The following is a 17,441-nucleotide window of genomic DNA, read 5'->3' as shown; positions in this document are numbered from 1 at the left end:
TTCACGCGGCGGGTACCGCGGCCGCTAGGCGATCGGGGCGGACTCGGGCGTGCTGCGCCGCAGGCCGCGAACCTGCTTGCTGCACAAGGCGAGCAGCGTCGCGACCACGATGACGGCGGCGCCGCACAGCAGCACCGGTTCGCGACCCCAGCGTTCGGCGAGCGGCCCGGCGGCCACCTGCCCGATCGGCACGGCGATGATCGAGCCGAGGACGTCGTAGGAGTAGACCCGGGCGAGCCGGTCCGCCGGCACGTGTTCCTGCAGCGAAACGTCCCACGCGACGGCGCCCAGCTCGATGGCGCAGCCGGTCAGCAGCATGACGCCCACGAGCAGCACCACGTTCGGCGCTTTCGCCAGCACCAGCAGCGGAATCGCGTTGCAGAGCACGAACGCGACGCCGATCGCCAGCGCGCGCTGCGGCCGCCAGTGCGCGGCCACCACCCCGCCGAGCACCCAGCCCAGGGTTTCCGCGGCCAGCACCAGGCCCCAGCCCGCCCGGCCGAAGGTCTCGTCCGCGACGGCCGGTCCGAGCACGAAGATCCCGCCCGCCGCGGCGGCGTTCACCAGCATGAACTGGAGCACGACGACCCAGACCCAGGTGCGCGACCGGAATTCCTGCCAGCCTTCGGCGAGTTCGGCGAACGGCCGCGACTTCCCGGTCCGCTCCGGGCGGGCGATGCGCAGGCGCCGGTAGGAAAGCGCGGCGAACAGGAACAGCGCGGCGTTCGCGCCGATCGCCCAGCCCGAACCGAAGGCGGCCACCAGCACGCCACCCCCCGCGGCGCCGACGAACCGGCCCGTGTTGGAGAGCATCCGGTTCAGCGCGTTGGCCGGCTGGAGCAGGGGAGCGGGCACGGTTTGCGGGACGATCGAGGAGGAAGCGGGCAACGCGATGGCCGACACCGCGCCGTTGGCCATGCTGAGCCCGAGCAGCAACGGTACGGAAGCGAACCCGCCGAGCACGCTGACCGCGATGGCGGCCTGCGTGATCGCCGCCGCGGTTTCGGTGCCCTGCAGGATGACCGACCGCGGGAGCCGGTCGGCGAGCACCCCGCCGAAGAGCACCAGCACCACGTTCGTCAGCGAGCGGGCGCCGACGACCAGCCCGAGGTCGACGGCGGATCCGGTCAGGTCCAGCACGGCGAACGCGAGCGCGACCGGCGCGACGGCGTTGCCGAATTCGGCGAAGGTGCGCCCGGTGACCAGCCGCCGGAAGTCGGGATGGCGCAAGGGAGCGGTAAGAGTACTGGCCCGGGACATGCCGCGAGTATGTCAACGGCCGCGGGAACTGCGCAACTCACCATCGTCTTATGTCCTGAGTGGTGCCGTGCACCGGAAACCGGTCCCTTCGCGCCGGGTGAATCTTCACTGTTCCGCCGCTGCGTCCGCTACGATGCGGAAGGAGACGGTGTGGCTCGCGGCTTGAGAGCCACCGGCCATGGGGGGTGGTTAGCACGTCCGATCCCGCGCAGGTCGGTGAGCTTTACGACAATATGAACTGGCTCTACGACATCTTGATGGGAAGCAATCGGCACATCGGGTACTGGGGGCCGGACACCGATCCCGGCGACGCACCCGAAGACCGATTCACCGACTACCTCATTTCCCACCTCCGGCCCGGTGCCGGCGCCCGGGTGCTCGACGTCGGCTGCGGCGCGGGCGGCCCCGCCGTCCGGCTGGCGAAGAAGACCGGCGCGTCGGTCACCGGGATCACGGTCAGCGGCGAGGAGGTCCGCAGCGCCACCGCGCTCGCGGCGGCCGGAGGCGTCGGTGACCTGGTGCGCTTCGAACAGGTGGACGCGATGAAGCTGCCGTACGCCGACGGCTCGTTCGACGCCGTGTGGGCGATCGAAGCGCTCATGTACCTGCCGGACCGGGCGGAGTGCCTGCGCGAAATCCACCGGGTGCTCACCCCGGGCGGACGGCTGGTGTTCAGCGACTACACCGAGCGCCTCCCGCTCGGGCCGGCGCAACGCGAAACCCTCGCCGAAACGTTCCGGCTGAACGAGCTCAGCCAGCCCGGGCAGTACGACGGAATCCTCGCCGGAATCGGATTCCGAGACGTTCGACGGCACGACCTGACCGAGCAGCTGCAGCGAACCTCCCGCGAGAACGACCGGCGGCTGCCCGAGAAAATGCGCCGGGTCGCCGAAGAGGCGGGAGAAAAGTTCAGCGCCCACTACCGGGACCACGAACTGCGCGCCTCCGCCCTGGAACACGACTACCTCGGTTACGTGGTCGTGGTGGCACAGTCCCGTCGTGAGTGAACGGCAACCGAATTCACCGGAAATCCTCGGCACCGCAGGGTGGGCACAATTCGTTCGGAGTGCGTAAAGCGCTTTGCAGAACAGCTCGCGGCGCTCGGAGGAGCCGGCGGATCGCCGGCTGTGTCCAGGAACGGGATCGGGGCGGGAGCAGCTCTTCCTCTTCAGCAGGCGAAGAGGATCTCAGCGGGCGGACAGGGGATCGTGCCGATCGGCCTTGACCTGACTTGGCTCAAATTAGTGCGCACCGCGGTCGTGGATGCGGGTGAGGGCATCGCGGAGGTCGTCGGGTAGGGGGTCGACGGCGGTGAGGGTGTGCTCGCCGGCCTGGATGTTGATGGTGCGGTAGCGGCGGGTGGTGCGCACGAACTTCTTGATCGACCAGCCGGTGGTCTGCTCGATCCACCTGCTGACGGCCAGGGCGGCGAACACGACCGTCAGGTGCGCGTCGATCGACTCGCGCTTGTGGTGGTAGATCGGCCGCGCACGTAGGTCGTGTTTAGACATTCGGAACGACTTCTCGATGTGGAACAGTCGGTGGTAGGCGTCGATCACGAACTCGGCGGTGACGTCCGGGAGGTTGGTGACGTAGCCTTTGAGGCCGGCAAGGGCGCGTGCCTTGGCTTCCAGGGTCCGGTTGACACTCTTGGTGGCGCCGGTGAGCTGGATGAACCGGTTGCGTTTGACCGCGGTCTTGCCGGCGACGGCCTGCTCGGCCTTGGCGACCTGTTCGTCGATGCCGTGCAGGGTGCGCCGAGCCCGGTCCGCCCGGTACTGGTAGTAGATGATCTGGTCGCGGCGCTGGTCCTTGGGGCCGGCAGGCCAGGGCTGGGTGAAGGTGTGCCCGTCGGGGATCTGCTCATCCGGGTGCTCGTGGCGCCACGCCTGGACCACGTACGGCACGTCGGGTATCCGCGCGCCGAGGATGAACGACAACCCCGCGGCCTCGATGGCCTGCTGGTTGGCCGCAGAGATCATGCCAGCGTCGGCCACGACCGTGACATCAGCCAGCTGGTGGGCATCCATGAACGCACGGATGGTCGGCAGCATCGTAGTGGTCTCGCCCCGGTTGCCCTCGAACGCGTTAACCATCAACGGAAACCCGCTTGCGTCGGTGAGCAGCCCGATCGTGATCTGCGGCTCCAGGCGGCGTTCTTTGGAGAACCCGGGCTCACGGAACCCGTCCCCGGCATCGGTCTCGAAGTACAAGGTGGACACATCGTAGAGAACCAGTGACGCCGGCCCCAGATCAGCGGTGCGGGCGCACGCCGCGGCCAACTTCTGCCGCCAGGACTCTTTCGCGAACGCGGGCAGACGCCGCTTGAGGCTGGTAGGCGTGGCCGAGCGCGTCCCACAGGTACCCCATCCGCGACGACGTGATCGCAAGCGGCCCACCACCAGCACCACTGCCGGCCTGCAACGCCGCGAAGTCCGGGCCAAAGTCGAGCTCGGGCTGCCCCACAGCCAGACGCTGCCTCGCCACCGCCTTGAGCGCCTCCAACGCCGCATGCGCCGAGCCGATGTGCTCGATGTCCCGCGACCCGCGACGCGAGGAGTGCACGATCTGCACCGCCCTGGCCCCCGACGCCGTCTTCACCGTGCGCACATACGCCACGAGAGACAGCCTGGAACCGGCCGCTTAGTGCGCAGATTTTCGCCGTTCACACGACGAAACCGCAGCTCAACAGCCAGCACCCTACCCAAGATCAGCGATCTTGAGCCAAAGTCAGGTAAGGTGACGGAATGGTCATGCGGGTGGCGGTTCCCGTGCTGCCGTGCCGAGATGTGCAGGCAGCGCGGTCGTACTTCACGGACGTGCTCGGATTCGACACCATATTCACCTGGGAGACCCCACCTAGCTACGCGGCCGTGATCCGCGACACCGCCGAGTTCCACCTGTACGCCGAAAGCAGCGTCGGCCCGGCCAGGGTGACGGTTGTCGTCGACGACGTCGATTCCTGCCACGACGAGCTGCGCGCCCGCGGCGCCGACATCGTCGAGCCACCGGCTGACCGGCCCTACGGGATGCGCGACTTCAACGTACGGACACCCGATGGGCACTTGTTGATCTTTAGCCAGCCGCTTACCGAGTACGGGTGACCATCAGCGGACCAGCCGGAAGAATGACCGGACCTCGTCGACGAACAACGCCGGCTGCTCGAACGCCGCGAAGTGGCCGCCCTTGCCGGGCTCGTTCCAGTACCGGATGTTCGGGAACCGGCGCTCCGCCCACCGCCGAGACGGGCGCTGCAGCTCCTTGGGGAAGACCGAACAGCCGGTGGGTACGGTCACCGGCGCGCCGGCCGACCCGGAGATCCATTCGTTGACCTGCCGGAGGCTTTCCCAGTACAGCCGGGCGGATGAGGCACCGGTGCCGGGCAGCCAGTAGAGCATCAGGTTGTCGAGCAGCTCATCCCGGGTAATAACCCGATGCAGGTCGCCACCGGAGTCGGTCCACGACCAGAACTTCTCGACGATCCAGGCGCAGAGGGCGGCCGGCGAGTCGACCAGCCCGTAGCCGACCGTCTGCGGCCGGGTCGACTGCTGCGCCGAGTATCCGGAGCCCCGTTCGTCCGCCTCCCGCAGTGTCGCGAGCGCCGCCCGCTCGGCACCGGTGAGGTCGTCCAACGTGGCCGGATCGGGCGGTGCGAGCGGCGGCATGAGATGGATGCCGGCGACCCGATCGGGTTGCCGTTGACCGATGCTCGTGGCGATGCTGGTGCCCCAGTCGCTGGCCTGGGCGCCGAACCGCCGGTAGCCGAGCCGGGCCATCAGCTCGCACCACGCGTCGGATATCCGCTCGATCCCCCACCCCGGCGCGGCCGGCTTGTCGCTGAAGCCGTAACCGGGAAGCGATGGGCAGACCCCTGGAACCGGCCGCTTAGTGCGCAGATTTTCGCCGTTCACACGACGAAACCGCAGCTCAACAGCCAGCACCCTACCCAAGATCAGCGATCTTGAGCCAAGTCAGGTCTTCAGCAGGCGAAGAGGATCTCAGCGGGCGGACAGGGGATCGTGCCGATCGGCCTTGAGGCCGTGATCGATGAAGCCGAGCATCCACGTGAAGCTGTCGTCGACCTCGGTGTCGATCCGGAAACCGCCGCCGGCTTCCAAGGTCGCGAATCCGTGCAGGGTGCTGCGGAGCATCCGCAGGGCGTGGATCTCCTGGTCCGGATTCAGCCGGTACCCGTGCAGCATGGCCGCCCAGGAGGCGAGCACCCGCTGGACGGCCGGGACGAGCGGGTCGTCCGGCCCGTGGACGCCCGCCACGTTGCCGGCCGCGTACCGGCCCGGATGGTCCAGCACGTACCTTCGCATCGCGTGCGCACCGGCGACCAGGGCTTCGCGACCGCTTCGACCCTGGATGGCGTCGCGGATGGCATCAGCGAACTCGTTCATGGCCAGGACGGCGATCCGGTGGGTGAGATCGGCCTGGTTGGCGACGTGCTTGTAGAGCGAGGGTGTCTTGACCCCGAGTCGTTCGGCGAGCAGACCCATGCTGAGCCCGGAGAAGCCGACCTCGTCGACCAGGGCGGCGCCGGCCGCGGTGACCGAGGCCGCGTCGAGGCCGGCCCTAGGCATGGGTCAGCGTCCTGGCGAGGAAGGGCAGGGCCAGCGCGAGGACCTCGTGCGGGGTCTGGGCGTGCGGGTAGTGGCCGGCGCCCTCGATGACGGCGAACTCGCCCAGGCCGGCCGGCAGGTCGGCGACGATCTTCTCGGCCTCGGCGCGGGGCTCGGCCCAGTCGGGATCGAGGCTGCCTTCAACGATCAGGACGGGACACCGGACGTTGGGCAACTGCGCGCCGGCGTCGGCCGGAGAGGTCTTGCACATGGCCTGCAGGGCCGTCATCCGGCCCGGCTCGCTCAGCTTGGCCTCGATCCGGCCCAGCTCGGCGTCCCAGTCGGCGGGCTTGCTCGGGTACGCCAGGTCGAGGTACTTCTTCCACGCCGACAGGCTTCCCAGGGCCATGGTCAGGCCCAGCTGGGTGGACCCGGCCCGGTAACGCTTCACCCGGACCAGCCCGCCCAGGCTGGCCGACTGCTTGCGGGTGAACGGGGCCAGCTCGATGAGCCCGGCGATCAGCTCGGGTGCCGTGGCGGCCGCGATCGTCGCCGCGCCGCCGCTGATCGACTGGCCCATGATCACGGCCGGACCACCGAGGTGGCGCACGACGGCGATCAGGTCACCGGCGATGTCGGTGCGGCTGTAGCCCTCCCACTCCGCACTGGAGTCCCCGGTGCCGCGGATGTCGACGTTGGCGACGCGGTAGCCGGCGGTCACCAGCGCCGGGGAGATGAACCGATAGGAGTGGCGGCTGTCGCCCATTCCGTTCGCCAGGACCACCAGGGGTCCCGCACCGCTCACGTCGTAGGCGATGGACTTGCCGGCAATGCTCAGGTACTCGGTCATGATGGCCCTTCACGGCGCTAGCTAATTCGATTTCCGCTAAAGCTAGTGGCATTAGCCTGGCTTGTCAACGAGGTTGCCGTGGTGCTGCGCGGTGAGCTCACGGCCCGTCCGGAAGCCGGCCATTTCGGTCCTCGGCGGCGGTAGGGTGTGCCCGGCACGGCCGACCGAGCGCTGGGGAGTGACGGGGATGAACGAGGACGTTTCGAGCCGGCTGAGCGCGGCGGTCGACAAGGTGTCGGTCGGGCGGGTCTACGACTACCTGCTCGGTGGTACCCACAACTACGCCGTCGACCAGGCTTTCGCGGAGGCGCAACTGGCGGTGCTGCCCGAGATCCGCGATTTCGCCCGCGCCAACCGCGCGTTCCTGGGCCGGGCGGTGCGGTTCATGGTGGCCCGGGGAATCCGGCAGTTCGTCGACATCGGTTCGGGTCTGCCGACGCAGGGCAACGTGCACGAGGTCGCCGATCGGGCCGCTCCCGGGCAGTGCCGGGTCGTCTACATCGACAACGAGCCGATCGCCCGTGCGCACGCGCAGATCCTGCTCGAGCAGACCGCCGATCCGTTGCGGCACACCGCCCTGGACGCGGACTTCTTCGACCGCGACCGGCTCTGGAACCGGGTCTTGGCGACCCGGCTGATCGACCCGCGCGAGCCGGTCGGGCTGCTGCTGGTCGCGTTGCTGCACTTCATGCCGGACGAGCGCAACCCGCACGAGGTGCTCGAGTACTACCGCTCCCAGCTGCCGCCGGGCAGCCTGCTCGCGCTCTCCCACATCCACGTCGACCCGGGGGACGAAGAGACTCAGCACGCGGGCCGGCAGGTCGCGCAGGAGTACCAGCGGCGTACCAACCACGCCGCCATCATGCGCAACCGTGCGGAAATAGCCGCGTTCTTCGGCGACCTTCCGCTGGTCGAGCCCGGGCTGGTGTGGCTGCCGCAATGGCGGCCCGGGAACGCCCTCGACGACGACCCCGCCCAAGCCCGCGGCTTGGCCGGCGTCGCCCGCGTCGGCTGAGCACCGGCATCGAGGCTCCGGTCATCGACCGCGACCGCAGGCGCACCCCGGACAACCCACCGCCGCGAGCGGCGCCGCGGCCCGGGCAACCGAGATCCGGCCCGCCGTTCCGCCTCGGCCGAAAGTACGAGAAGGCCGGATCTCAGCCGGTGCCGGGCGACGCGAAGCCCTAATTTTCCCGCTATGACTACCGAGACGGTGCGGGAGAACCCGCCCAGCACGATCATCGCCGCGTTCTTCGGCTTCCTGGCCTCCACGGTGTCCGCCATCGCCGGCGGGCTGCTCATCCTGACCTCGCGTGAGGAGATCGAGGCGGCTCTGCGAAAGTCCAACCCCCAGGTGGCGCAGGACCAGCTCGACCGGCTCACCCTGGTGGCGCAGGCCCTCCCGGTCGCCGTTGCCGCAGTCGTCGCGATCGTTTACCTGTGGCTGTCGTTCAAGCTCAAGGCGGGCCGCAACTGGGCGCGGGTGGTGCTCACCGTGTTCACCTTGCTGCAGGCCGCGTCGCTGCTCACCACGGAGCCGTCCTGGGCCGGCTACCTCAGCTGCGGTGTGGCCGTCGTGGCGACCGTGCTCAGCTACCTGCCGCCGTCGAACCGCTACATCGCCGGGGTCCGGCGCGCGGTCTGACGCCGGCCGGTGGATCATGGCGGCCATGCGCACAGCGGGAACCCGCGCCCGGCGCGGCATGCTCGGCACGGAGATCGCGGTACTGGCCGCGGCCGTCGTCGCCGACAGCGTGCTGACGGTGCGGGTGCCCGGTGCCGCCCACGGTGTGGCGGCCCAGCTGGCCGGGGTCGTGACTTCCACCGGTGCGGCGATACCGGTGCTGGCCGTGCTGCGACGGCGGTTCCCCCGCCACATCGGCGTTCTGGGGATCGTCGTCGCCGCACTGTCGGCGATGAGCACGGCCGCTCAGGCCACCGGCCACGCCCGGCCACAGCCGGCGATCGCCGAGATCGTCGCCGCGGGGCTGTTCACCGCGTCGGCCGGCCGCAAGCTCGCGCCGAAGCACGCGGCCGCGCTGGCACCGGCGCTGGGGGTCGTGATGATCGCCGCGCCGTTGCTCCGGTACGGCGTCGACGTGCCGGTGGCGCTGTTCGCGGTGGCCGCCGCGGCGTACTGGGGTGCCTGCCTCGGGGTCGGCCTGATCCTCCGGGCGGCCGACGTCCGGCAGCGGGACGCGCTGGAGCGGGTTCGCGGCCAGGAACGCCTGCAGCTGGCCCGGGAACTGCACGACCTGGTGTCGCACCACGTCAGCGGGATCGTCGTCCGGGTGCAGGCGGCCCGCGCCATCACCGAGGCGGGCACCGACGAGGGGAACCATGCCGCCGTCTACCGCGAGATCGAGGTAGCGGGCGGGGAAGCGCTGGCCGCCGCACGCCGCCTCGTCGGCATGCTGAGGGACACCGAGGACGTCCCGCCGCTGCCGGGAGCGGCGCTGGGCGACGCGCTGCGGGCAGCCGCGGGATCCGCGGCCCGGGTGGAGGTGGCCGAGGAGCTGGACCAGCTGCCGGTCCCGGCGCAGCTGGCCACCACCGTCCACCGCGTCGTGACCGAAGCGCTGACCAACGTTCGCAGGCACGCGCCGTCGGCGACCGAGGTGTCGGTCTCCGCGCGTACCGAAGCCGACGACCTCGTGGTCGAAGTGCGCAACAACGGCGTTCCCGGAGTACCGCTCGCGTCGCCGGGCGGATTCGGGATCATCGGTATGACGGAACGGATGGCCATGCTCGGCGGCAGCCTGACCGCAGCACGGGAAGCGGGCTCGTGCTGGCGGGTCACCGCCCGGCTGCCGCTGGGTTCCGAGGACGCTCCCTTCGGTGCGTTGCCGCGAGGGATCTGATGGCCGTCCGGGTGCTCATCGCCGACGACCAGGTGCTCGTCCGCACCGGTTTCCGGCTGGTGCTCGACGCCGCGCCGGACATCGAAGTGATCGCCGAGGCCGCCGACGGGGAAGCCGCGGTGCGGTTGGCGCAACGGTTGCGGCCCGACGTCACGTTGATGGACATCCGGATGCCCAAGGTCAACGGTCTGCGGGCGACCGAGCTGCTGGCCGGCCCGGCGGTGGCGCAGCCGCTGCGCGTTGTGGTGGTGACGACTTACGATGCCGATGAGAACGTCTACGCCGCTCTGCTCGGGGGCGCCTGTGGCTTTCTGCTCAAGGACGCGGGCCCGCGGATGCTGGTGGACGCCGTGCGCGCGGCGGCCAACGGCGAGGCGATGGTTTCGCCGTCGGTGACCGTGCGCCTGCTGGCGCAGTTCACCGAAAAGGTCAGGCGGCGTTCGCAGCCGCCGGCGACGCCGCTGACCGACCGCGAGTCCGATGTGGTGCTCGCCGTCGCCCGCGGCCGGACGAACGCGGAGATCGCCGGTGACCTCCGCGTTTCCCTTTCGACGGTGAAGACCCACCTGACGAGCGTGCAGCGCAAACTCGAGCTCCGGAACCGCACGGAGATCGCCGTCTGGGCGTGGCGGCAGGGCCTGGTCAGCTGACTGCCCGTGCTTGACTGGTGTGCAAGACTCGCCGGGTGTGCTGAGAGCGCGGTGATCACCTCGGCCCGATCAGGTGGGCCACGACCGGAAACCGGCCGGGCGGCCGAGGTGACGGACCGGCTGGGGATGGCGGGCCGTCGTGTCGTCCAGGCCGTGCTGGACTGGGCCCTCGCCGTCGGCGTGGGGGTGCTTGTCGCCATCTTGGCCGGGGTTGTGGTCATCCCCCTGATGCAGTGGGGTCTGGTGCCGCCGAAGGCGATCCTCTGGGCGCCCGCGATCACCTTTGTCGGGGCGGCGTACGCCTGCGACCTCCTGATCCAGATCTGGGTGCCGCTGCGTCGTGGCGGGGTCACGCCCGGGATGCTGGTGATGGGACTGCGGATCGAGACCCTGCGAGGCGGGCGGCCGAAGGGCCGCGCCTACCTGATCCGGTGGGTCCTGCTCACGGTCGACGGGTTGCTGCTGGGGCTGGTGGCGGTGGCAAGCATGGTGTTGACCAAGCGAGGTCAGCGGATCGGTGACCTGGTGGCACGAACACTGGTGGTCCGCACGAACCACGCCGGCACCGACGGCCTCGCCGCCATGACCACCATCCACGGCTCTCCCGCCGACGTCTTCCGCGATTCCGGACCTGGTGGCAGCTGACGCTCACCACCGGCGCAGGCGGTGGCCGGCGTCACCCCAGAACGAAGTGAGCCGGACGCCGTCTTCGGTGAAGAGGAACCTGGCGCCCACGACCACACCGCCGAGGCCGAGTACGTTGGTGAGCACCGGCCGCACGTACGCCAGCGGGTCCGGGTCGTCGAGCGCGTCCAAGGCGATCAGGCGGATGGTCGACGGTGTGGCGAGCAACGCCCCGGACAGCAACAGCCCGAACCAAGCCAGCTTCCACCGCCGGCGTCCGGCGGGACTGAACACACGCACCCGTATCCGGCTCGCACACGAGCCGCAGGCCACCGTGGCTTCGGCGAGGCCGGTGGCGGGCCGCGCAACCGGGATGTCGCTCAGCGAGTACCGGACAGTGGTCGTGGAGGCAAAACCGTTCTCGCGCTGTCGATCGCCGTGGACGCAGGCCAGCCGCACCTGCGGGTACTCGCCTGTCTTCGTCACTGTTCCCCCACGACTTCGCGTGTGCGTCCGCAGTATCGGGCGGGATCCCGGGGACCGGTCCCGAAGAACCAGCCAGGGCGAACCGGTTCGGCCCGCCGCCGCGGTGACGCGGTGTCAGCAGACCGACACGTTTTTTCGTAGACTGCTCACGTGAGCAACGGGCGAGTCGTGGCCAACCGCTACCGGTTGGAGGAGGAGCTCGGCCGGGGTGGCATGGGTGTCGTCTGGCGGGCGGTCGACCTCGAGCTCGGCAGGCAGGTGACGCTCAAGCGGTCGCTGGGGGAGGACGCCGGGCAGATCCGGCGGGAGGCACGCATCGGGGCCGGGTTGCTGCACTCGAACGTCGTCACGGTGTTCGACACCGTCGTCGACGGGGACGCCCAGTGGCTGGTCACGGAATACCTGGCCGCCCGGAGCCTCGAGGAACTCGTCGACGACGGTGGCCCGCTGCCCGAGGACCGGGTCCGGCGGATCGGCGCGCAGCTCGCCGCGGCGCTCGCGGACATGCACGCCCGCGGCATCGTCCACCGCGACGTCAAGCCGGGCAACGTCCTGGTGACCGCGGACGATGTCGCCAAGCTGACCGACCTGGGCATCGCCCGCTGGACCGAGGTCACCCGCACCGGCGGCGCCCAGCTCACCGGCACGCTCGGGTACGTCTCGCCCGAGGTGGCCGACGGCGCCGAAGCCGGGCCCGCCTCGGACGTCTTCTCCCTGGGCGCCACCCTCTACGCCGCGATCGAAGGCCGGTCGCCGTGGGGCACGGGCGAGGACGGTCCGTTCGCGCAGATGCGCCGCGCCGCCGCCGGACGGCCCGAGCCCGCCGTTCGCGCCGGGCCCTTCGCCCCGGTGCTCGCCGCGCTGATGGCCCGGCACCCGGCCGACCGGCCCGGCGCCGCCGAGGCGGTCACGCTGCTCACGGCGGACGCGCCCGCGCCCCGGCGATCGCGCCGCCGCCTGCGCCGCCGGCTGCTCGCCGGGGCCGCCCTGGCGGCGGTGGCCGCGCTGGTGGCCGGGTTCGTCGTCGGCCGGCCGCTGTGGACGACCACCGACGGCGCACCGGGCGGGGCGAACACCCTGGGTGCCGACCCGGCCGGGACGGACCCGTGCGCCGCGATCTCGATCAACTCGCTCACCTCGTTCGGGGAGCCGTTCGTGGACCCCGAGGTGCTGAACTTCGGCAGCTGCGTGGTCACGACCACGCTGGCCGACGACAAGGGCCAGGTGCAGACCCGGCTCGATCTGACCGGCCCGCTGCGGTACCCGCCCCGGCCGCCGGTGCCCGGCAAGATGGGCGAAATCGAATATCCGGAGGTCCACGACGGCGTCTGCGAGCGTGCCATTTCGCTGGCCGACGCCAACCGGGTCGTCATCACGTCACACCGGTTGGAAGACGCGCAGGACGCGCCGCTGTGCACCTTCTCGGAGGCGGTGCTGTCCGGTGTGCTGGCCATGCTCGCCAACGGGCCCCTGCCGCGGCGCGCCCCGCTCCCGGAGTGGTCACTGGCGCACGTCGACGCCTGCGCCCTGCTCGACGACGCCGCGACTTCGGGTGCGCTGGGCCGGCCCAAGGAACCGGACCGCGGGTTCGGCCGCTGGGACTGCACGTGGGAGGCCGATCCGCGCACCATCGACGTGCAGTTCACCCGGGAATGGCCCATCGAGGCGGACCCGGACGTGCCGGGCGAGCGGATCCGCATCGGGACCCGCACCGCCGTCGTGGCGCCGGTGCCGGGCGGGCACCCGGAGTGCGCCGTCAAGGTCGTGCACCGCTCCTACACCCCGGCCCTGCCGGTGCTGAACGGCACTCCCTCGAACCGGGACGAGGTCGCCGTGGTCTCCGTCGAGGACACCGAGGCGGCGGGTGGGGCCGCGCTGTGCGCGACCGCGCGATCGCTGGCGGAGGTCCTCGTCCGGCGGCTGCCGTGAGCCGGGGACCGGTCCCCGGCCGCCCCGGCTAGAAAGGGGAGAGCCGGAACCGGGTTCGCGGGCCGGAGGAGACGGGACGAGCAGTGGCGACACGGGTACTGGCCGGAGTGGCGCTCCTAGTGGTGGCCATGGCCGGTCCGACAGCCGAGGGGGCTGCCGGACCGGTGCCGCGAACCTGGCGCGTCGGGCCGCACGGGCAGTTCACGACCGTCCAGGCCGCGGCCGACCGGGCCCGCCCGGGTGACACGGTCGCGATCGAGGCCGGCACGTACCCGGGCGGGCTGACGGTTCGCCGTGACGGCGCCCCGGGCCGGCCGATCCGGTTCACCGGCATCGGCGGCACCGCGGTGCTGACCGGCGCCGGCGGCCGGGCCGGGCTGCTGGCCGTGGGTGGGCACGGCTGGCTGGAGTTCACCGACGTGACCGTGTCCGGCTCGACCGGTTTCGGCGTGTACGCCGAGGGCGCGCACGACCTCGTGTTCGACCGCTTCGGCGTCGACGGCTCCCGCGACGGCGGGCTGGTGCTGGTCGGCACCCGGCGGGTGCGGATCACCGGCTGCGACATTCGCGGCACCAACTCCCGTGGCACCTCGGCCGACCACGAAGCGCTGAGCATCGCCTCGGGCTCGTCGGACGTCGAGGTGTCCGGCTGCCGCGTGCACGACAACGGCGAGGAAGGCATCGACGTCAAGTACGACGACGCCGCCCGGGTGAAGATCCACCACAACGTCGTCACCGGCAACGGCGGCCCGGACGTCTACGTCGACTCCTCGTCCACTGTGGACATCTACGCCAACGTCGTCGGCGGTACCCGCGAGGCCACCAAGGCCGGGATCGGGCTCGCCGTCGAGGACTACTCGGAAAGCCGGCTGCTCTCGGACATCCGGGTCTTCGACAACCTGTCCACCGGCAACGCGCAGGCCGGGCTGAGCCTCTGGGTCGAGTCGAGCGGGACCATGCGGGACCTGACGATCGTCAACAACACCTTCGCCGGCAACACCCGCGGCTCCCTGCTGATCGACGCCGACCGGTTCACCGGAAGGAACACCTTGCGCAACAACGTGTTCGGTGACGGACCGATCGACGCCGGACCGTTCGCCGCCGATCACAACTTCACCGGGGACCCGGGGTTCGCCGATCCGGCCCGCGGCGACTACCACCTCACCGAAGGCTCGGCCGCGGTCGACGCCGGCAGTCCCGAGCGCGCCCCCGGGTTCGATCTCGACGGTGTCGCCCGGCCCGCCGGCGCGGGCTTCGACATCGGTGCTTACGAACGGAGGTGGCCGTGACCACCGAACGCCTCGATCCGCACCGCGGGCGCAGCCTGCGCCACGGCGTCGCCGGCAGTGTGCCGGGCATGTTGAGCGCGCTGACCGTCACCGGCGGCGTCGCGGTGCCGCCGTCGCCCGGGAAGCGGGTGACCTTCGGGCGCAACCGGCTGGAGGTCGACGTCTGCGTCGGCGAGGAGGACGTGCGGATCAGCCGGGTCCACGGGCTGCTCGTGCACGAGCGGGACCGCTGGTGGCTCAGCAACACCGGCCGCTCGCCGATCCGGCTGTCCGACAGCGTCCTGCTGCACCGCGACAGCGAACCACTGCCGCTGGCCGACGGCTACACCGCGCTGTTCCTGCGCGGCACCCGGGAGCACGTGCTGGAGCTGCTCGTCTCCGACGGCGAGGCCGGCGTCGTCACGCGCCGCCCGACACAACCGACGGCGCCGCCGAAACGCTGGCGGCTGTCCCCGGAGGAGCACCTCGTGCTGGCGGTGCTCGGGCAGCGTTACCTCGGTTACGACCCCCAGCCGCTGCCGCTGTCCCGGCAGCAGGCGGCCGCCGAGCTCGCCGAGCGGCGGCCGCACGAGAACTGGACGGCCAAGCGCGTCGAGCACCTGGTTTCCCGGGTGCGGCAGCGGCTTTCCGACGCCGGGGTGCACGGCCTGCGCCGGGAGGAGGTGGGGGAGCCGGTGGGGCTGACCCTGACCGTGAACCTGCTGCGCGAGCTGGTGCTCTCGACGACCCTGGTGCCGATGGACCTCGAATGGCTGGAGCTCCCCGAGCCACCGTTGTTCCCCGGATGACGGCGTCATGCCGCGGTCCGAGAAACGGAAGCCCAAGAAGCCACGACACCGGCAGGAGCGGCCGCCGGGACGACGGCGGTCCGGCCCGCGCCGGAGGCACGTGACGTCGCCGAGGGCGGAGAGCTGTGTCAAGGGCCTGATCAGCGCGGCGCATCGGCTGAGGGACCGGCGCGACCCCCGATTGCGGCGAGCCTTCCTGGAGGGCCGCCGGGTGGCACTCGGTCTGCTCGCACCATGGTGGCGCCGGCTGTTCCAGGCCCCGCGCGCCACGTACCTCCGAGCACTGGCTCCCGCGCTGGCCGCACTGGACGAGGAACTGGAGCGCCGACGGTCGGCGGAGCCCGTACCCTTCGGCCCGCGCGCCGGTTGCCAGTCCCTGCGCGTGGCGTGCGCGACGCTGTGCCAGGACTGCGGTGCCATCCCGTTCCGGAAGATGCTGCGGGGCAGGGTTCCGGTTGTGTCTGGTAAGGCCTGTGCTCGAAGCCGATGTTCCGGCATTGCCCTACCGTGGTGCGGTCACCATTGCGGCGGGGTCGACCGTGTCGCAGAGGGCGGGGTCCGGATTCCGGCGGACGAAGTCGCAGGCGTGGGAAACTGAACTCGGCGTGCGCATCAGAACGTGGGTGAAGAGCGAACCTCTGGTCGGATCGAAGTGCACTTCCTTCAGTTCTCCGTTGTGGGATCCCGCCGCTTTGACGGGGAACTCGGCGGGGAGGTCGATCGTCACCTCGGTCGTCTGCCCGGCGGGCAGCACAGCCTGGGTGGAGAAGGTGAGCAGGCGTCGCCAGCTGCCGTCTTCGGCGACGAAACCCTGGCCGATCAGAGGCAGGTCGAACTGGGTGCCGGCGGCTCGGACGGTGCCGTGCAGGCGGGTTTCCCCCTCCCGGTTCTGGGGGCCGAGGAACATTTTGCTGCCGACTTCGAAGTGCCACTCTTCCTGATCCGATGGGTCGTGCCACCAGTTTCTGGCGTCGAAATCGAGGTAGAGATCGATATTCGCGAGGGGGACGGCTTCGGTGGCGGGATTGTGGACGAACACCGCCACCCGGTCCAGCTCCGGGCTGAACGCGTGACTCACCTTCTGCAGCACGATCCCGGGCGGCTGCGGGGGATGGGCGCCGGTCCCGGATTCCGGGCGGCCGGGTGGCAGCCACAACAAACCGGCCACCAAAACCACGGCGACAGCGGCGCAGACGAGCACAAAACCGATCGTGCTGAAATGGAGGTTCAGGACCTTGATCTTGCCGTGGATCGTTCCTGCTTGCACCAGAGTGCCGACCGAAGAGCCCTTGACCTCGTTGGTCGTTGCGGGGACGGCACGCTTGCCGTCGTCCGGCTCCTCGGCTGGCATGGAGAGCTCACCTTCGGTCTCGTGTCGGCAGGCATCCTACGACGACGGATCCCCGCGACTGCCGCCGCCACGGCCTTTTTAAGGAGAGCGGAAAGAGCTCGATCGGGGTTCTGGTGCAATGGCCGGTAGCTGCGTTATCTCCGTCGGAGCTGTTTGCGGTTGACTGTCAGGTGACGATCCTCGACGGCCTGACCGGCCGAGAGCAGGCGGACGATCGGTAAGACCGTAATCCACTTCTGGTGACGGAAGCAGACCGCAGCGCCGGCAGCGGGCTCCTCGAATCCGCGTGCGGACGCAGACCTCAGGTTTCGCCGGGCTCGGCCGAAGCCGCTGTGAGGTGCTCGACCAGACCGCTGCTCCAAGCGCCGATCGCTGCGGCCTGCTCGGGTGAGAGCCGGTCGAAGGCGAGCCGGCGGATGGTGTGTGCGTGCCCGCGGATCGCGCGCTCGACCACCTCCTTGCCCGATGGCGTCAGCGTGACGCCGGTCCGGCGGCCGGCGGCGCCCGCTTCGCTCCGCTCGAGCAGCCCACGACGCTCCATCCGCGTCAGCTGGTGCGCAACGCGGCTCTTCTCCCAGTCGAGCGACTCGGCCAGGTCGGTGACCCGCATTTGTCCGTCGGGAGCCGCCTGCAGGGTCACGAGAACGCTGAACTCGGCCTTGGAGATCCCGAAGTCGCGCTGCAAGACCCGGTCGACCTCCTTGGCCAGCAGGCGCTGGGCCCGCATCCACGAGTCCCAGAACGCCCATTCCGCCGACGACAGGGATGCAGCAGTGGCCATGTGAACC

17 protein-coding genes and 1 pseudogene are annotated in these 17,441 nt (G+C 70.6%); 10 read left to right on the top strand and 8 right to left on the bottom strand.

What is annotated here, in order from left to right; genetic code table 11:
* Positions 1–24 precede the first annotated feature (24 nt).
* On the bottom strand, positions 25–1,260 hold the full coding sequence (locus tag Q5425_RS27700) for an MFS transporter (protein WP_308675248.1): 1,236 nt from the start codon (positions 1,258–1,260) through the stop codon (positions 25–27).
* A 185-nt stretch (positions 1,261–1,445) separates the two neighbouring features.
* Here Q5425_RS27700 and Q5425_RS27695 point away from each other — a divergent pair, with 185 nt between their 5' ends.
* The gene (locus tag Q5425_RS27695; protein WP_308675247.1) at positions 1,446–2,267 is read left to right on the top strand and encodes a methyltransferase domain-containing protein; all 822 of its coding nucleotides are present in this window, start codon (positions 1,446–1,448) and stop codon (positions 2,265–2,267) included.
* A gap of 234 nt (positions 2,268–2,501) precedes the next feature.
* Here the strand turns inward: Q5425_RS27695 and Q5425_RS27690 are convergent.
* Positions 2,502–3,834: pseudogene (locus Q5425_RS27690) on the bottom strand (IS1634 family transposase).
* A gap of 173 nt (positions 3,835–4,007) precedes the next feature.
* On the opposite strand from Q5425_RS27690, the gene Q5425_RS27685 reads away from it, so the two are divergent.
* Positions 4,008–4,364 carry a VOC family protein gene (locus tag Q5425_RS27685; RefSeq protein ID WP_308675246.1) on the top strand — a complete coding sequence of 119 codons (357 nt, stop codon included), beginning with the start codon at positions 4,008–4,010 and terminating at the stop codon, positions 4,362–4,364.
* Between the two features lie 3 nt (positions 4,365–4,367).
* Here Q5425_RS27685 and Q5425_RS27680 read toward each other — a convergent pair whose 3' ends face one another.
* The 3 genes from Q5425_RS27680 to Q5425_RS27670 all read right to left on the bottom strand — a co-directional run bounded on the left by Q5425_RS27680 (position 4,368) and on the right by Q5425_RS27670 (position 6,675).
* The gene (locus Q5425_RS27680) at positions 4,368–5,171 is read right to left on the bottom strand and encodes an alpha/beta hydrolase (protein ID WP_308675245.1); all 804 of its coding nucleotides are present in this window, start codon (positions 5,169–5,171) and stop codon (positions 4,368–4,370) included.
* 87 nt (positions 5,172–5,258) lie between these two features.
* Complete coding sequence (locus tag Q5425_RS27675; RefSeq protein WP_308675244.1) at positions 5,259–5,846, bottom strand: WHG domain-containing protein; 588 nt, start codon at positions 5,844–5,846, stop codon at positions 5,259–5,261.
* Entirely contained in the window at positions 5,839–6,675 is an 837-nt protein-coding gene (locus tag Q5425_RS27670; protein ID WP_308675243.1) for an alpha/beta hydrolase, read from the bottom strand. Before Q5425_RS27670 ends, Q5425_RS27675 begins: the two co-directional genes overlap by 8 nt.
* 187 nt (positions 6,676–6,862) lie before the next feature.
* On the opposite strand from Q5425_RS27670, the gene Q5425_RS27665 reads away from it, so the two are divergent.
* The 5 genes from Q5425_RS27665 (at position 6,863) to Q5425_RS27645 (ending at position 10,831) form a co-directional block, all read left to right on the top strand.
* Positions 6,863–7,690 carry an SAM-dependent methyltransferase gene (locus Q5425_RS27665; RefSeq protein WP_308675242.1) on the top strand — a complete coding sequence of 276 codons (828 nt, stop codon included), beginning with the start codon at positions 6,863–6,865 and terminating at the stop codon, positions 7,688–7,690.
* 183 nt (positions 7,691–7,873) lie between these two features.
* The gene (locus Q5425_RS27660) at positions 7,874–8,320 is read left to right on the top strand and encodes a hypothetical protein (protein ID WP_308675241.1); all 447 of its coding nucleotides are present in this window, start codon (positions 7,874–7,876) and stop codon (positions 8,318–8,320) included.
* 25 nt (positions 8,321–8,345) lie between these two features.
* Positions 8,346–9,536, top strand: coding sequence for a histidine kinase (locus Q5425_RS27655; protein ID WP_308675240.1), 1,191 nt, complete (start codon positions 8,346–8,348; stop codon positions 9,534–9,536).
* On the top strand, positions 9,536–10,186 hold the full coding sequence (locus Q5425_RS27650; RefSeq protein ID WP_308675239.1) for a response regulator transcription factor: 651 nt from the start codon (positions 9,536–9,538) through the stop codon (positions 10,184–10,186). Before Q5425_RS27655 ends, Q5425_RS27650 begins: the two co-directional genes overlap by 1 nt.
* A 108-nt stretch (positions 10,187–10,294) precedes the next feature.
* Positions 10,295–10,831 (top strand): RDD family protein, encoded by a 537-nt coding sequence (locus tag Q5425_RS27645; protein WP_308675238.1) that lies wholly within the window; start codon positions 10,295–10,297, stop codon positions 10,829–10,831.
* Between the two features lie 3 nt (positions 10,832–10,834).
* Here the strand turns inward: Q5425_RS27645 and Q5425_RS27640 are convergent, their stop codons facing one another.
* The gene (locus Q5425_RS27640) at positions 10,835–11,296 is read right to left on the bottom strand and encodes a hypothetical protein (RefSeq protein ID WP_308675237.1); all 462 of its coding nucleotides are present in this window, start codon (positions 11,294–11,296) and stop codon (positions 10,835–10,837) included.
* Positions 11,297–11,446: 150 nt separating this feature from the next.
* Here Q5425_RS27640 and Q5425_RS27635 point away from each other — a divergent pair, with 150 nt between their 5' ends.
* From Q5425_RS27635 to Q5425_RS27625, 3 genes are all read left to right on the top strand, one after another.
* Complete coding sequence (locus tag Q5425_RS27635) at positions 11,447–13,225, top strand: serine/threonine-protein kinase (protein WP_308675236.1); 1,779 nt, start codon at positions 11,447–11,449, stop codon at positions 13,223–13,225.
* Positions 13,226–13,389: 164 nt separating this feature from the next.
* On the top strand, positions 13,390–14,514 hold the full coding sequence (locus Q5425_RS27630; protein ID WP_308675235.1) for a right-handed parallel beta-helix repeat-containing protein: 1,125 nt from the start codon (positions 13,390–13,392) through the stop codon (positions 14,512–14,514).
* Positions 14,511–15,302, top strand: coding sequence for an FHA domain-containing protein (locus tag Q5425_RS27625; protein ID WP_308675234.1), 792 nt, complete (start codon positions 14,511–14,513; stop codon positions 15,300–15,302). The genes Q5425_RS27630 and Q5425_RS27625 overlap by 4 nt, the downstream gene beginning before the upstream one ends.
* A 502-nt stretch (positions 15,303–15,804) precedes the next feature.
* On the opposite strand, the gene Q5425_RS27620 is transcribed toward Q5425_RS27625, so the two are convergent.
* Together Q5425_RS27620 and Q5425_RS27615 are read right to left on the bottom strand one after the other, a co-directional pair.
* Positions 15,805–16,653 (bottom strand): hypothetical protein, encoded by an 849-nt coding sequence (locus Q5425_RS27620; RefSeq protein WP_308675233.1) that lies wholly within the window; start codon positions 16,651–16,653, stop codon positions 15,805–15,807.
* A 301-nt stretch (positions 16,654–16,954) separates the two neighbouring features.
* Positions 16,955–17,434, bottom strand: coding sequence for a MarR family transcriptional regulator (locus tag Q5425_RS27615; protein ID WP_308675232.1), 480 nt, complete (start codon positions 17,432–17,434; stop codon positions 16,955–16,957).
* Positions 17,435–17,441: the final 7 nt, after the last annotated feature.

The organism is Amycolatopsis sp. A133, from assembly GCF_031082405.1.
Taxonomy (GTDB): Bacteria; Actinomycetota; Actinomycetes; order Mycobacteriales; family Pseudonocardiaceae; genus Amycolatopsis.
Note: the sequence above shows the minus strand (reverse complement) of the source record. Positions and strands in the feature narration are given on the sequence as shown.

What these genes read in the sequence shown, in the direction of transcription:
- Q5425_RS27615 (WP_308675232.1), bottom strand. Translation starts at nt 17,434, where the DNA reads ATGGCCACTGCTGCATCCCTGTCGTCGGCGGAATGGGCGTTCTGGGAC.
- Q5425_RS27675 (WP_308675244.1), bottom strand. Translation starts at nt 5,846, where the DNA reads ATGCCTAGGGCCGGCCTCGACGCGGCCTCGGTCACCGCGGCCGGCGCC.
- Q5425_RS27700 (WP_308675248.1), bottom strand. Translation starts at nt 1,260, where the DNA reads ATGTCCCGGGCCAGTACTCTTACCGCTCCCTTGCGCCATCCCGACTTC.
- Q5425_RS27665 (WP_308675242.1), top strand. Translation starts at nt 6,863, where the DNA reads ATGAACGAGGACGTTTCGAGCCGGCTGAGCGCGGCGGTCGACAAGGTG.
- Q5425_RS27650 (WP_308675239.1), top strand. Translation starts at nt 9,536, where the DNA reads ATGGCCGTCCGGGTGCTCATCGCCGACGACCAGGTGCTCGTCCGCACC.
- Q5425_RS27655 (WP_308675240.1), top strand. Translation starts at nt 8,346, where the DNA reads ATGCGCACAGCGGGAACCCGCGCCCGGCGCGGCATGCTCGGCACGGAG.
- Q5425_RS27670 (WP_308675243.1), bottom strand. Translation starts at nt 6,675, where the DNA reads ATGACCGAGTACCTGAGCATTGCCGGCAAGTCCATCGCCTACGACGTG.
- Q5425_RS27660 (WP_308675241.1), top strand. Translation starts at nt 7,874, where the DNA reads ATGACTACCGAGACGGTGCGGGAGAACCCGCCCAGCACGATCATCGCC.
- Q5425_RS27685 (WP_308675246.1), top strand. Translation starts at nt 4,008, where the DNA reads ATGGTCATGCGGGTGGCGGTTCCCGTGCTGCCGTGCCGAGATGTGCAG.
- Q5425_RS27620 (WP_308675233.1), bottom strand. Translation starts at nt 16,653, where the DNA reads ATGCCAGCCGAGGAGCCGGACGACGGCAAGCGTGCCGTCCCCGCAACG.